Here is a 14,624-nt window from a genome sequence, read left to right as displayed (position 1 = left end):
AGCATAAATTACATTCACTATGTGAGTTTTGTCGCATTGTTGGTCTTAAGTTAAATCTTGTGGCTCTACATCAATCGACCAACGTACTTTTTTTGCTAACGGCAGTAATTGAATTGCAGGCTTGGCAATACTGAGTATCTGTTGCAAGGTTTTGCGATTAGGGGTTTGTAAAATTAATTGCCAACGATAACGTCCAGCACGACGGGCAAGAGGAGCGGGGTTTGGCCCTAATACACAGCAATCTTGATCATAAACGGGGCTGGATTCAAAAATGCCACGGATTTGCTGTAATAGTTGGCAAACAGTATCACTGTCATTCGCTTCCGCCCGTATTAAGACAAGGTGAGTATAGGGCGGTAACATAGCTTGCTGGCGTTCAATTAAGGCGGTTTGTGAGAAAACGCCATAGCCTTTATGAAGCAATGATTGTAATAGTTGATGCTCTGGGTGGTGAGTTTGCAATAACACTTCGCCCGGTTTACTCGCCCGTCCTGCACGTCCTGCAACTTGAATAAACAATTGTGCTAAACGCTCGGATGCGCGGAAGTCGTTACTAAACAGTGCGCTATCAACATCAATTAATGCGACTAAAGTGACATTCGGGAAATGGTGGCCTTTTGCTAGCATTTGAGTACCAATTAAAATCTGATACTCATTATTTTTAATTGCTTCGAGATAGTTTTCTAAAGCCCCTTTACGACGCGTGCTATCGCGATCAATGCGCACCGTCTTAAATTCAGGAAATAGGGTGGCGAGTTGATTTTCTAATTGCTCTGTACCGACACCGACGGGCAATAATTGCGTCGAACCACATTGCTCACATTGCGGCATGATAGGACGCTGAGTTGCACAATGGTGACAACGCAGTTCTCCAGATTGCTGGTGTAAGGTGTAATAAGCATCACAACGATGACATTCGGCGATCCAACCACATTCATGGCACATCATCGCAGGTGAAAAACCACGACGATTAAGAAATAACATCACCTGATTACCCGCATTTAAGTGTTTACGCATTTCAGCGATAAGTGGTGCAGATAATCCAGAATCAAGATATAGACCTTTAACATCAATCACGCCATGACGCGCCAATTGGGCGTTACCCGCACGTTTAGTTAAGGTTAAATGATGATACTTACCTGTTTTCGCATTATGTAAGGTTTCTAATGCTGGTGTCGCAGAGCCTAAAATAATCGGGATGTTTTCTTTATTGGCGCGCATAACGGCAAGATCGCGAGCATGATAACGTAAGCTATCTTGTTGTTTATAAGACGCGTCATGTTCTTCATCGACAATGATGATGCCAAGGTTTGCAAAGGGGGTGAATAATGCAGAACGCGTCCCAATGATAATCCCTGCTTGATTATCTCGACCTGCAAGCCATGCCGCCATACGCTCGCTGTCGTTTAGCCCTGAGTGAACCGTTTCTAAAGGCACATTAAAACGACGGCGAAAGCGGTTAATCGTTTGAGGGGTTAAGCCAATCTCAGGGACTAAGATGAGTGCTTGTTTACCTGCGGCAAGCACTGGCTCTAGCAGATTAAGATATACCTCTGTTTTGCCTGAGCCTGTTACCCCTTCTAAAAGATAACAGCCAAACTCAGGGTTACTATTCACGGTCGCAATTGCTAACGCTTGTTCTTCATTTAAACGTGGTTTTTCTTCAGTAACAGAAAACTGTTTCTGCCAGTTTTGGCTTTTGGGTTGTTGCTGTTGTTCAATGATCCAGCCTTTATTCGCTAACGTTTTTAAGGTCGTAGAGCTCACTTCTTCGCTCAATAGTGCATCATGACTGACAGCTCCGTTTTGTAGTAGACGCAGTATTTGGGCTTGTTTGGGCGCGCGGGTTAGGCCATTTAGCGGTTGTGATTTTCCCGCTTCAGTTAATGCCCAAAATTTCAGGGTGGTTTGTGAGGCTTCACGTCCTTTTCGCAATAAAGCCGGCATTGCATTAGCCAGTGTATCGCCGAGAGGATATTGATAATATTGACTAGCCCATTTGAGCAAATCAAATAATGGCGGCATCCACAGTGGTGCTTTATCAATGACTTTTTGAATCGCTTTTAGTTGTTCGATTGGAAACTCAGAGCTATCTGTCAGTGCGGTAACGATACCGATTAATCGTTGACGCCCGAAAGGAACCTGAACACGCCCGCCGACAATAGGTAGGTCGTTGGGTTTGATTAAATAATCAAAGGTTTTATCTAAGGGAATAGGGAGAGCGACTCGAGCGATATTCGGGATCATAATTTACTGCAGTCATTGAGCTTGTGTTGAATAATACCAGACCAAGTGAAACTCGATAAGTGCTGTTAAGTCTGATAGGTGAAGAACGCGGTGTGGTACAAAGAAATTACGCGTGAAAAATCGGCATCTGTATTGATCTCCGCCGGATGATTGATTACTATACTCCGCCTGATTTGTCACATAATGTGGCAAGCTATTTTTTAACGACGTGTGGTGCCCGGCTTTGGATCGGGAGAGCGACACGGCCTTTATTTTGAGGTTATCCCATGAAACAAGGTATTCATCCTGAGTACAAAGCAGTAAACGCACGTTGTTCTTGTGGCAACACTTTCGTATTTAACTCTACTATGGGTAAAGACATCAACCTTGATGTATGCGACAAGTGCCACCCATTCTACACTGGTAAACAACGTCAAGTTAGCTCTGGCGGCCGTGTTGACAAATTCAACAAGCGTTTCGGTGCGCTTACTAGCAAGTAATTACTTGCCAGATGAATTTAGAAAAAAGGGATGCGAAAGCATCCTTTTTTTTATGTCTCAATAAAATATGTGAAGAATAACTGTTAGCTATCAGCTGGGAAATTAATACTTAATGGCATATGATTTAATAACAAATACGAATTACACATAGATGTAATTTGCCATTATAAATGTCAGCGTTGAGGCTCAAATATCACTATGACCGAAGATTTTCGTCAACAAGCTCTAGATTACCATTCCCTTCCTACTCCTGGAAAAATAGCCGTTGCACTGACAAAGCCAGCAAATACGGTTGAAGATCTTGCTTTAGCGTATAGCCCAGGTGTTGCTGAGCCCGTAAGGGAAATCGCTCAAGATCCTGATAACGTTTACAAATATACCGCAAAAGGGAATATAGTTGCGGTGATCACCAATGGCACCGCTATTTTAGGTCTTGGTAATTTAGGCCCGTTAGCTTCTAAGCCTGTTATGGAAGGGAAATCATTACTTTTTAAGCGCTTTGCAGGTATTGATTCGATTGATATTGAAGTCAAACATCGCACTATTGATGAGTTCGTTGATACTGTCGCAAATATTGCCGATACTTTTGGTGGTATTAATTTAGAAGATATTAAAGCGCCAGATTGTTTTGAGATCGAACAGCGCTTAATTGAGCGTTGTAATGTTCCGGTGTTTCACGATGATCAGCATGGTACGGCGATTGTTACCGCTGCTGGTATGCTCAATGCCATAGAGTTACAAGGCAAAGATATTAGTGAAGCGGTGATTGTGTGTTTAGGTGCGGGGGCTGCTGCTGTTGCGTGTATGGAGCTCTTGATCAAATGTGGCGCGCAACGTGAAAAAATTTACATGCTCGATCGTAAAGGCGTTATTCATACTCGCCGTGATGATATAAATGAATATAAGCAGCTATTTGCTAACAATACCGATAAGCGCACATTAGAAGATGTGATTGCGGGAGCCGATATTTTCGTTGGTGTATCAGGCCCTGATTTATTACCACCTGAAGCGCTAGCACTAATGGCTGAAAACCCTATTGTATTTGCTTGCTCTAACCCTGATCCTGAAATAAAGCCTGAATTAGCTCATCAAGTTAGAGATGATTTAATTATGGGAACGGGACGATCTGATTATCCTAACCAAGTAAATAACGTTCTGTGTTTCCCGTTTATTTTCCGCGGTGCATTGGATGTGCGTGCAAGTCAAATTAATGATGAAATGAAATTAGCAGCCGTTCATGCAATTAGAGAGTTAGCGAAAGAGCCAGTACCACAAAGTGTGCTTGAGGCTGCGGGTGTATCACAGCTTGAATTTGGCCGAGAATATATTATTCCAAAACCGATGGATCCACGTTTATTACCGCGTGTCGCAAAAGCAGTTGCACAAGCAGCCATTGATTCAGGTGTCGCGCGTATTGAGATGCCAATGGGATATATGGAAGTGTAATCGCGCTATTCTATTGATGACAAAAAAATAAAAACCAGCTGTTAGGCTGGTTTTTTTGTAGACATAGTACTGCAATAATTATTCATTAATGTCTTCGTAGCTAATGCCCATTGCGTCCATTAATGCTTTTGCTTCTGCAGGTAGATCGTCTGGGCGATCTTTACGAATGTCATCATCAGTGGGAAGCGGTTGACCTGTGTAGGCATGCAGAAAGGCTTCACAAAGTAATTCACTATTTGTTGCGTGGCGAAGGTTATTCACCTGACGACGAGTACGTTCATCAGTCAGAATCTTAAGCACCTTTAATGGAATCGAAACAGTAATTTTTTTTACTTGTTCGTTTTTCTTACCGTGTTCCGCGTAAGGGCTAATATATTCGCCATTCCACTTTGCCATGTTTTACCTTCTCAGCGATATTGGGTTAATAATGGTGGTAACAGGAATCAACATTTTCTGTTAGCAACGGGGATTGTAGGGCGGCGATATTACGTGAACATCGCGGTTTTGTCCCGTATTGAACAGAAAAATTACAGTAAGGTTGTTACCATTATTTTGTTATGGCTGAATTTTAGCGGGATTTACTGCCATAAGCAAAGACATATAGACGTCCAGATGTGTTGACGTCTTGTTTTGTAGTGGTTAAAGTTGTTATAAATTTATTATCTTGGGTTAAATCCTGCCCCGACAAGGAATGTTTGTATGAGTGATAAGCGACTGGCGACAATTGCAGTAAGAACCGGTATTGATGTTGACTCTCAATATAATGCTGTTGTTCCTCCTATTTATTTAACGTCGACCTATAGCTTTCCAGCTTTTGGCGAAGTACCGCAATATGATTATTCTCGTTCAGGTAACCCAACTAGAAATACGTTAGCTGACGCGCTTAGTGAGATGGAAGGCGGTGCGGGTGGTGTGGTAACCAGTTGTGGTACAGCTGCGATGAATTTATTGGTTACTGCATTATTAGGTCCTGATGATTTGATTGTTGCGCCGCATGATTGTTATGGCGGTACCTATCGATTATTTAATACTCGTGCCAATAAAGGTGACTTTAAGGTTGAGTTCGTTGACCAATCGGATCAAGAAGCACTTACAGCGGCTTTAGCGAAAAAACCTAAACTAATCTGGGTTGAAACGCCGTCTAACCCATTAGTGCGTGTGATTGATATTGCGGCGCTGTGTCAGCAAGCAAAAGCCGTGGGTTGTCTTGTTGCTGTAGATAACACTTTCTTATCGCCACTATTACAACAACCAATTGAATTAGGTGCCGACTTTGTTGTTCACTCAACAACCAAGTACCTCAATGGTCACTCGGATGTGGTTGGTGGGGTACTGATTTCAAAAGATGCCGAAATGGCAGAAAATATTGCTTGGTGGGCGAACTGTATTGGTGCGACTGGCGCACCATTTGATGCTTACCTAACTCTGCGAGGTCTACGTACATTATCACCGCGTATGAGAATGCATGAAGAGAATGGTACCGCGGTATTAAGTTACCTTCAGCAACAAGCGATGGTGGGTACTATTTATCATCCAAGCCTTGCATCCCATCCTGGTCATGAGATTGCCAAACGTCAGCAAAAAGGTTTTGGCTCTATGATGAGTTTTGAGTTTGCGGGTGATCAAACCCAACTAGAAGTGTTTGTGAAAGAGTTAAAGCTGTTTTCACTGGCAGAATCATTAGGTGGTACTGAGAGCTTAATTGCGCATCCATCAAGTATGACTCACCGTGCAATGTCTGATGAAGCACAGGCAGAAGCGGGGATCACCACCTCATTATTACGTCTTTCGGTTGGTCTTGAAGACCCTAGTGATTTAATAGAAGATCTTGATCAAGCCTTTAAACTCGCGGCGGAGGCTCACTAATGACAAAAGCATTACGCCAATTACATAAATTTGGCGGTAGTAGCTTAGCTGATCCTGAGTGCTATCGCCGAGTAGCGGATATTCTGGCGGAGTATTCAAACAATGAAGATTTAATTGTTGTGTCAGCCGCGGGAAAGACAACAAACCAACTTATATTATGGTTAGCGCAATTAGAAAAAGATGGTCGTCAAGCCCATGAAACCTTGTTATCTGTCCGCAGTTATCAGCAACAATTAATTGAGTCTTTGCTTTATTCGCCGACAGCAGAACGTTTGATTGAATTACTACATGATGATTTATCAACCATTGCTCGCTATGGTGAAAGCCCTATTAGCCCTGCACTTCGAGGCACCATTCAAGGGTATGGTGAAGTATGGTCTGCGCGACTATTAGCGGCATTACTGTGCCAGCGTGACTTACCTGCCACAGATTTGGATTCTCGGTTATTTTTACGCGCCGAACACGCCGCACAGCCAGAAGTCGATAGCCGATCGTCGAAGCCATTATTACAACAGCAGTTTGCACAACATAGCCATCACCGTTTAGTGATCACAGGTTTCATGGCTCAAAATGAGCAAGGGGAAACTGTCTTACTTGGTCGTAATGGTTCAGATTATTCTGCGACAATCATTGGTGCATTAGCAGATGTTTCTCGAGTCACGATTTGGAGTGATGTGGCTGGAGTCTATAGTGCTGATCCACGTAAAGTTAGCGATGCCTGCCTATTACCGTTATTACGATTAGATGAAGCTAATGAGCTTGCTCGCCTTGCTGCCCCTGTTTTGCATAGCCGTACGTTACAACCGGTGGCACAAAGTGCGATAGATTTAACATTGCGTTGTAGTCATCAACCTGAATCAGGCTCTACGCGAGTAGAGCGTGTTCTGGCATCGGGTCGAGGGGCAAAAATTGTCTCTTCGCTTGATGATGTGTGTTTGATTGAAGTTGATGTACCACGAGGTATGGATGTTCAACATGTACGTGAAGACGTTGAGCGTTTATTGTCGCGCCATCAATTAGCACCTTTAGCGCAAAGCCTAGAGCAGAGTAAAGGCCGTATTATGCTGGCTTATACTCGAGAGGTAGTGAATGACGTATTAAATTTACTGCAAGATAGCGGAACACCTGCCGAATTACGGTTGCGAGAAGGCTTCTCAATGGTTGCTGCTGTGGGCGCTGGGGTGATCAATAACCCTATCCACTGTCATGGCTTTTATCAGCAGTTAAAAGGCTTACCGGTTGAGTTTATGACAGAAGCGGATTCGGGATTAAGTTTGGTTGCTGTATTGCGCCATGTCGAAACTGAAAGCTTGGTTAGTGATATTCACCAAGCGCTCTTTCAAGCTCAAAAACGAGTAGGGCTAGTACTTTGTGGTAAAGGCAATATTGGCACCCGTTGGCTTGAATTATTCGACCGAGAGAAATCAGCGTTAGAAAAACGTCATGGTTTAAGTTTTACTTTAATAGGGGTACTCGATAGTCGTCGTTGTTGGATGAACTTTACAGGTATCGATCCTTCGCTAGCACTGACACAATTTGAACAAGAAGCCATAGAGTATCAAGAGGGTGCGCTTTTCTCTCATCTTGCGAGTGCTGATTATGACGATGTGATTGTGCTTGATGTCACTGCAAGTTCCGAGCTGTCAAAGCGTTATGCAGAAATAGCAGAACACGGTTTGCACTTAATTTCAGCCAATAAAGTGGCGGGTTCCGCGAGCAGTAAAGATTATCATGCGGTGATTGATGCGTTTGCGAAAAGTAGCCGTCATTGGTTGTATAACGCGACGGTTGGTGCTGGGCTTCCGGTGAATCATACTGTCCGTGATTTACGAGAGAGTGGCGATCAGATCATCGCTGTTTCTGGTATTTTCTCAGGCACCTTGTCTTGGTTGTTCCAACAGTATGATGGCAGCGTGCCATTTTCTGAGTTAGTAGAACAAGCGTGGCAACAAGGACTCACTGAACCAGATCCTCGCCATGATTTAGATGGCAGTGATGTGATGCGTAAGCTCGTGATATTAGCCCGTGAATCAGGCCTAGAGATTGAGCCTGAACAGGTTAAAGTTGAAAGCTTAGTCCCAAGCGAACTTGCAGCATTATCTGTTGAGCAGTTTTTTGAACAAACTCAAGTGCTCGATGAGATTTTAGCTGAGCGATTAGAAAGTGCGCGAGAGGAAGACAAAGTGCTGCGTTATGTAGCTCGTTTAGATCGCCATGGCAACGCTTATGTTGGTGTTGAAGCCTTACCCCAAGAGCACGCGCTAGCTAATTTGCTTCCGTGCGATAATATCTTTGCCATTGAAAGCCATTGGTACCGTGATAATCCGTTAGTGATTCGAGGACCTGGAGCGGGGCGTGATGTAACTGCTGGTGCATTATTATCAGATATAAATCGTCTGGCCTGCTTACTGTAACGGTTTGATAAAATTTTAAAGCCCGCTTATTGTTAGCGGGCTTTTTATTTTTTTAAAGCAGCGTTGCGATTGGTTTGTGCCGTAAAAAATAAACCGCAGTAAACTGCGGTTTATTTATTTTATGAGAGAGATAAAGAACTATAGCGCAACAGGGCTGCCGTTACTGTCCATATCTTTTAGCTCAATAAGCACTTCTTCAGCCCAGTCAATCCAAGCTTGGCGGTTATGTAAACCACGACGAAGTGTTAATCGATCTAAGCGTTGTTGGCGGTCCATTGACTTATAATCGCTGAAATGAATTTTTTCTAGCTCTTTGTAATGGCCGATCAGTGTTTGAGATTCATCGATCAATGCAGCAAGTTGCTTTTGCATTGGCTCTGAATTGTGAACACCACAAACTAACAGCTTTGCTGAGAACTCATCGCGAGTTGTGGGATTACGTGCAGGTTCTTCAAACCAATTAAAGAGTGCTTGGCGACCGGCATCTGTAATGGCATAGACTTTACGATCAGGTTTACCCTCTTGAGGCTCAAGTCGACATGTTACTTGATCATTAGTCGCCATCTTATTCAGTTCACGATACACCTGTTGGTGACTCGCTTTCCAAAAATAGCCAATACTATGAGAAAACTCTTTAGTTATATCATAACCCGTTGCTTCTCTGTTGCTCAGCACGGTTAAAATTACGTGTGGTAGTGACATCTCTTCTATCCGTTAAATACGTCAAATAAAAATAACAACTGAACTAGATTACATACGCTTCGTAATGGCGTTTTTTATTTATAATCTTAATATCTTATAGTTCGGTTGAGACCGCATACAATATCATTAATTTGCTTAATATCGATACATCAAGATGAAATATCTGATGTACGGGCTTGCAAATTTATTATCTTGTGACCTTACTTCGATAGCGAAAAATCACTCGCACCATTAAAGGCTTAAACAATCTTATACATCATTGCTCATATCGAAGTTATAACTATCATAGCTCTGTTAAGAAACTTTATGCTGTATCAATATTGAGACAAAAAAGATTTTTCTTAACATATCGATAAATAACGGGAAAAAAAAGGGCCATCAAATGACCCTTATTAATTATTGCAATTTGCTATCCAGTATTTCGCATACCTGTTGCAATACCAGCAATAGTAACCATTAAGGCTTCTTCAAGTGCAGGGGGCAACTCTTCCTGTTGTCGAGTTCGATATAACAGTTCTGCTTGTAGCATATTAAGAGGCTCAACATAAATGTTGCGTAATCGAATTGATTCTGCGCCCCAAGGGTCTTGTTCCATTAAGTGATCGCTATTTTCAACCGTTAATACGGCCTTAATATCTTTACCTAATTGATCACGAAGCTTTTGACCTAATGGCCATAGAGATTCATCTGTTAGACGCTCGTCATAGTATTTAGCAATACCTATATTGGTTTTGGTGTAAACCATTTCAAGCATACCTAGACGTGTCGAGAAGAAAGGCCATTCTCGGCACATCTCTTCTAACAATTTCGTGTGGCCGTTGTTGATTGAATACTGAATAGCTTCACCAGCACCCAGCCATGCGGGTAGCAATAGGCGGTTTTGACTCCATGCAAAAATCCATGGGATCGCACGTAAGCTCTCTACACCACCTTGTGGGTTACGTTTCGCTGGACGAGAACCAAGAGGCAGTTTACCTAATTCAAGTTCAGGCGTCGCAGCACGGAAGTAAGGAACAAATTCAGGATCAACACGTACAACATTACGATAAGCTTCACAAGAGACTTCAGACAACACATCCATCAGTTCACGCCATTCTTGTTTAGGCGCTGGAGGCGGAAGCAGATTAGCTTCCAGTGTTGCACTCGCGTAAAGGCTTAAACTATTGATAGCGACTTCTGGTAAACCTAACTTAAAGCGGATCATTTCGCCCTGTTCGGTTACACGTAAGCCACCTTTTAAGCTGCGTGGTGGTTGGGATAACAGTGCAGCGTGAGCTGGTGCACCACCACGACCAATACTACCGCCACGGCCATGGAATAGGGTGATTTCAACGCCAGCTTGTTCGCAAACATCAACCAGTTTTTCCATTGCGCTATATTGCGCCCAACCTGCAGACATTACACCCGCATCTTTAGCTGAATCTGAGTAGCCGATCATGACCATTTGGTGGTTTTGAATAAAGCCACGATACCAGTCAATATTCAGTAGTTGCTCAATCACATCTGCACCATTATTCAAATCATCAAGGGTTTCGAATAATGGACAGACATCCATTCTAAATGGACAGCCCGCTTCTTGCAGTAGTAAGTGAACAGCAAGTACATCAGAGGCCGTTCGCGCCATTGAAATGACGTATGAACCTAATGCTTCACGGGATTGTTCAGCAATAGTTTTACAGGTTTCAATGACCTCTTTAACTTCTGCCGATGGCTCCCAATCACGAGGAAGGAGTGGGCGTTTTGATGATAGTTCACGAACAAGGAAAGCAATTTTATCTTGCTCGCTCCATTGGTCGTAATCACCCAGTCCAAGGTAACGAGTAAGCTCTGAAATTACATCTGAATGACGAGTACTTTCTTGACGAATATCTAAACGGACTAAGTGTACGCCAAAACATTTAACGCGACGTAATGTGTCAAGCAGTAGACCATCAGCAATGATAGCCATGCCACACTCATGCAATGATTGGTAACACGCATACAGTGGATCCCACAGCTCTGCAATATCTTCAATAATAATATCGGAGGCGGGTTTTTGACCATGAATCTTCGCATCAAGATTGTCACGAGTGTGAAGCAGCTTATTACGTAGTTGCTTTAGAATCGCGCGGTAAGGTTCATGCTCTTCGCCTGCAAGCTCACGCACCGTCTCGTTACACTGAGTCATGGATAATTCGTTGATTAACTCTTGAATATCATTGAGGTAAAGATCTGCCGCTTTCCAGCGTGATAAAGCGAGCACTTCACGTGTCACTTTCGAGGTAACAAATGGGTTACCATCTCGGTCTCCACCCATCCAAGATGAGAAGGTGACAGGTGATGCGTCAAGAGGTAGGGCTTCGCCAAGATGTTGCTGTAATTTTTCATCAAATAGGCGAAGAAATTCTGGTACAGCTTGCCATAGTGAATTTTCAATAACGGCATAGCCCCATTTGGCTTCATCAATCGGGGTTGGGCGTTGCTGACGAATAACATCGGAGTGCCATGCTTGGGCAATAAGCTGTTCCAGGCGCTGTTCGATACGCGCGCGTTCAGAGGTTGATAGCTCGCTAAGTTCTAATTGAGATAAACATTTATTAATCTGTACCAATTTGTGAATCATGGTACGTCGGGCGATTTCTGTTGGGTGTGCTGTTAGCACCAAATCAATATTTAGTTCACGAACCGCTTCAATAGAATCAAGCTGATTGACGTCATTATCGGTCAGCTTATTAAATAGCTCATCGAGTGCATTAGGGCTGCATAGTGTGGTTTCACATTGACGAGAGATAGTATGGTATTGCTCTGCAATATTCGTGAGATTTAGGAATTGGCTAAAGGCGCGAGCAACTGGAAGTAATTGATCATCGGGTAAGTTCTGTAGCTCATCGATAAGCTTTGCACGATCTTCTTCACTACCAGAATGTGCTGATTTAGATAGTTTACGAATAGTTTCGACTTTATCTAACAGTTCGTCACCATGTGCCGTTTTAATGGTATTACCAAGCAGGTGGCCTAGCATACTTACGTTACTTTTTAACGTGCTGTATTTCTCATTCATATCGCATCCATCTCGTAATTTAGTTACATCCAATTTAAACTTCTAACAGACAATCTAGCCGTGATCTCACTTTGAGGTCAACTATCATTACATTTATAAGTGTTAAAACCACTCTACTTTGATTTTGGTCATAAATGCGATTGAAGTCTGTAATTTTGTTTCATTATTGCTCGTTTGCTAACAAATAACAGTTAGTAATAATATTGTCTCAAACTGATGTCAAATCGATGAATGATGAAAATGTTACAAAAAGATGAATAAAAAGTTTTGAAAAGGATGGCGAAAGTGAGGTTTTTAAGGCTTTTCTGTTGACAGTACGTTAATTAATCAGTAAACATATAAATGCAACGCAAACGAATAATTTATTGCTTTATTTAGCCGTAACCTGAGCAAGGAATGCCGGGTCTCCATTGTTAATTTAGGATGTTTTAACATGAACCAAGCGAAGCTTTTTACTCATACCTTCCGACGACGCTAAGTCATATTCGCTTGGTGCGTATGCGCCCCTCATATTTGCTGTTTTCAGCACTCCTTGTTACACGTTACTGCTGCGAAAAATAAAGACTCAAGCCAGTTTTGCGCCTAAACGGTAACAACAATCATTAGACTAAAAATGGAATTTGTAATGTTAAAGACTTTAATTATCGGTGCAAGTGGCTATACCGGTGCAGAACTTGCGAAAATGGTGGTTAAGCATCCTCATTTAGAACTTGCGGGTTTATTTGTTTCTGAAAATAGCCTTGATGCGGGTAAACCGTTAAGTGATTTGCATGGTCAATTGAAAGGCATTGTTGATTTACCGTTACAACCGTTAATCAGTCCAAGTGATATTGCTAAAAATGCTGATGTTGTCTTACTTGCCACAGCCCACCAAGTCAGCCATGACCTTGCTGCTAGTTTCCTTAACGAAGGGTGTCAGGTTTTTGATTTATCCGGTGCGTTTCGTGTCAAAGGTGATGATTTCTATACCCAGTATTATGGTTTTGAACACCAGTACTCAAATTGGCTTGAACAAGCGGTTTATGGGTTAGCTGAATGGAATCATGATGCCATTGCTAAAGCTCAATTAATTGCCGTTCCGGGCTGTTATCCAACCGCATCACAATTAGCGCTTAAACCATTAATTGAAGCCGGTTTACTTGATACCGAGCAGTGGCCAGTGATCAATGCGGTCAGTGGGGTATCTGGTGCTGGTAGAAAAGCGACCATGACAAATAGCTTCTGTGAAGTAAGTCTCCAAGCTTACGGTTTATTTTCCCACCGTCATCAACCTGAAATCAGTACTCATCTAGGTCGCGACGTTATTTTTACCCCCCATCTTGGCAATTTTAAACGTGGCATTCTTGCAACGATTACAGCGAAGCTAGCACAAGGCGTTACGCTAGAGCAGGTAACGGAAGCATTGAACCTAGCATATGCATCTACAGCAGATAAACATGCGGTACGTCTTTTAGGAACACAAGCGGCACGTTTGCAAAATGTAGTGGGTACTTGTTTCTGTGATATTGGTTGGCAGGTGGATGCTCAACATATCATTTTAACATCAGCGATTGATAACCTTTTAAAAGGGGCTTCTTCGCAAGCGATGCAGTGCATAAATATTCGAAATGGTTTCCCACAATTAACCGCTTTAGTGTAGGAGTTCGATGATGAGTCAGGTTCCATTGGTCATTAAATTAGGTGGTGCAGTACTTTCATGTACAGAAACCTTAGAAAAGTTATTTTCGGCGATTGATCATTATCAAGCTAATTCGCAGCGTCCATTAATGTTAGTGCACGGTGGCGGTTATTTGGTTGATGACTTAATGACAAAACTGCAACTACCGACAGTAAAAAAACAAGGTTTACGCGTAACGCCTAGTGATCAAATTGCTGTTATTGCTGGTGCATTAGCAGGAACTGCGAACAAATTACTTCAAGGACAGGCGATTAAGTCTGGCGTAAAAGCAGTCGGGCTCAGTCTGGCCGATGGGGGTTTATGCCAAGTGACGCAATTAGATCCTGAATTAGGTTCAGTGGGTAACGCTAAGCCGGGTAATGGCGCATTGATCACACAAATCATGGCTTCGGGTTATATGCCGATCATTAGCTCAATTGGTTTAGATGGGCAGGGCGAGCTGATGAATGTTAATGCCGACCAAGCCGCCGTTGCCGTTGCCGCCGCCGTTGATGGTGAATTGGTATTACTCTCAGATGTGAGTGGTGTATTAGATGGTGAAGGGCAGTTAATTGAAGCGTTAACAGAAGCTGAGGCTGAATCGTTAATTGAACAAGCGGTGATCACCGATGGCATGATTGTCAAAGTACGCGCCGCATTTGATGCCGCAAAAGCGCTAGGCCGTCCTATTGAAGTGGCGAGTTGGCGTTCCCCTGAAAAATTAACAGCACTATTTGCTGGCGAGAGCATCGGTACCAAATTTACGTTGTAAT

General features: G+C 42.9%; 10 protein-coding genes. 6 read left to right on the top strand and 4 right to left on the bottom strand.

The features are described 5' to 3' along the window. Positions 1–45 precede the first annotated feature (45 nt). Positions 46–2,247, bottom strand: a complete 2,202-nt coding sequence (gene priA / locus C9J42_RS14145) for a primosomal protein N' (RefSeq protein ID WP_107287698.1) — start codon at positions 2,245–2,247, stop codon at positions 46–48. Positions 2,248–2,513: 266 nt separating this feature from the next. Here priA and rpmE point away from each other — a divergent pair, with 266 nt between their 5' ends. Continuing rightward, on the top strand, positions 2,514–2,726 hold the full coding sequence (rpmE, locus tag C9J42_RS14140; protein WP_105061118.1) for a 50S ribosomal protein L31: 213 nt from the start codon (positions 2,514–2,516) through the stop codon (positions 2,724–2,726). Between the two features lie 198 nt (positions 2,727–2,924). After that, the gene (locus C9J42_RS14135) at positions 2,925–4,172 is read left to right on the top strand and encodes a malic enzyme-like NAD(P)-binding protein (protein WP_107207482.1); all 1,248 of its coding nucleotides are present in this window, start codon (positions 2,925–2,927) and stop codon (positions 4,170–4,172) included. 78 nt (positions 4,173–4,250) lie between these two features. Here the strand turns inward: C9J42_RS14135 and metJ are convergent, their stop codons facing one another. Next, on the bottom strand, positions 4,251–4,568 hold the full coding sequence (gene metJ, locus C9J42_RS14130; protein WP_005371859.1) for a met regulon transcriptional regulator MetJ: 318 nt from the start codon (positions 4,566–4,568) through the stop codon (positions 4,251–4,253). Positions 4,569–4,871: 303 nt separating this feature from the next. Between metJ and C9J42_RS14125 the strand changes: the two genes are divergently transcribed. Together C9J42_RS14125 and C9J42_RS14120 are read left to right on the top strand one after the other, a co-directional pair. Beyond that, positions 4,872–6,038, top strand: a complete 1,167-nt coding sequence (locus tag C9J42_RS14125) for an O-succinylhomoserine (thiol)-lyase (RefSeq protein ID WP_107260631.1) — start codon at positions 4,872–4,874, stop codon at positions 6,036–6,038. Continuing rightward, positions 6,038–8,452 (top strand): bifunctional aspartate kinase/homoserine dehydrogenase II, encoded by a 2,415-nt coding sequence (locus C9J42_RS14120; RefSeq protein ID WP_107207484.1) that lies wholly within the window; start codon positions 6,038–6,040, stop codon positions 8,450–8,452. Before C9J42_RS14125 ends, C9J42_RS14120 begins: the two co-directional genes overlap by 1 nt. A 138-nt stretch (positions 8,453–8,590) precedes the next feature. On the opposite strand, the gene C9J42_RS14115 is transcribed toward C9J42_RS14120, so the two are convergent. Together C9J42_RS14115 and ppc are read right to left on the bottom strand one after the other, a co-directional pair. After that, positions 8,591–9,154 carry a PadR family transcriptional regulator gene (locus C9J42_RS14115; RefSeq protein WP_107207485.1) on the bottom strand — a complete coding sequence of 188 codons (564 nt, stop codon included), beginning with the start codon at positions 9,152–9,154 and terminating at the stop codon, positions 8,591–8,593. A 409-nt stretch (positions 9,155–9,563) separates the two neighbouring features. Continuing rightward, the gene (ppc, locus tag C9J42_RS14110) at positions 9,564–12,194 is read right to left on the bottom strand and encodes a phosphoenolpyruvate carboxylase (RefSeq protein WP_107247099.1); all 2,631 of its coding nucleotides are present in this window, start codon (positions 12,192–12,194) and stop codon (positions 9,564–9,566) included. Positions 12,195–12,819: 625 nt separating this feature from the next. Between ppc and argC the strand changes: the two genes are divergently transcribed. Together argC and argB are read left to right on the top strand one after the other, a co-directional pair. Further along, positions 12,820–13,833 carry an N-acetyl-gamma-glutamyl-phosphate reductase gene (gene argC / locus C9J42_RS14105; protein WP_107207487.1) on the top strand — a complete coding sequence of 338 codons (1,014 nt, stop codon included), beginning with the start codon at positions 12,820–12,822 and terminating at the stop codon, positions 13,831–13,833. A gap of 10 nt (positions 13,834–13,843) precedes the next feature. Further along, entirely contained in the window at positions 13,844–14,623 is a 780-nt protein-coding gene (argB, locus tag C9J42_RS14100) for an acetylglutamate kinase (protein ID WP_107207488.1), read from the top strand. Position 14,624 lies beyond the last annotated feature (1 nt).

Origin of the sequence: Photobacterium sp. GB-56, from assembly GCF_003026105.1 — a bacterium.
Lineage (GTDB): Bacteria > Pseudomonadota > Gammaproteobacteria > Enterobacterales > Vibrionaceae > Photobacterium.
This window is presented reverse-complemented; position numbering and strand designations above follow the sequence as displayed.

Excerpts from the sequence above, each read along its gene's own strand:
- priA (WP_107287698.1), bottom strand. The coding sequence starts at position 2,247 with ATGATCCCGAATATCGCTCGAGTCGCTCTCCCTATTCCCTTAGATAAA.
- rpmE (WP_105061118.1), top strand. The coding sequence starts at position 2,514 with ATGAAACAAGGTATTCATCCTGAGTACAAAGCAGTAAACGCACGTTGT.
- C9J42_RS14135 (WP_107207482.1), top strand. The coding sequence starts at position 2,925 with ATGACCGAAGATTTTCGTCAACAAGCTCTAGATTACCATTCCCTTCCT.
- metJ (WP_005371859.1), bottom strand. The coding sequence starts at position 4,568 with ATGGCAAAGTGGAATGGCGAATATATTAGCCCTTACGCGGAACACGGT.
- C9J42_RS14125 (WP_107260631.1), top strand. The coding sequence starts at position 4,872 with ATGAGTGATAAGCGACTGGCGACAATTGCAGTAAGAACCGGTATTGAT.
- C9J42_RS14120 (WP_107207484.1), top strand. The coding sequence starts at position 6,038 with ATGACAAAAGCATTACGCCAATTACATAAATTTGGCGGTAGTAGCTTA.
- C9J42_RS14115 (WP_107207485.1), bottom strand. The coding sequence starts at position 9,154 with ATGTCACTACCACACGTAATTTTAACCGTGCTGAGCAACAGAGAAGCA.
- ppc (WP_107247099.1), bottom strand. The coding sequence starts at position 12,194 with ATGAATGAGAAATACAGCACGTTAAAAAGTAACGTAAGTATGCTAGGC.
- argC (WP_107207487.1), top strand. The coding sequence starts at position 12,820 with ATGTTAAAGACTTTAATTATCGGTGCAAGTGGCTATACCGGTGCAGAA.
- argB (WP_107207488.1), top strand. The coding sequence starts at position 13,844 with ATGAGTCAGGTTCCATTGGTCATTAAATTAGGTGGTGCAGTACTTTCA.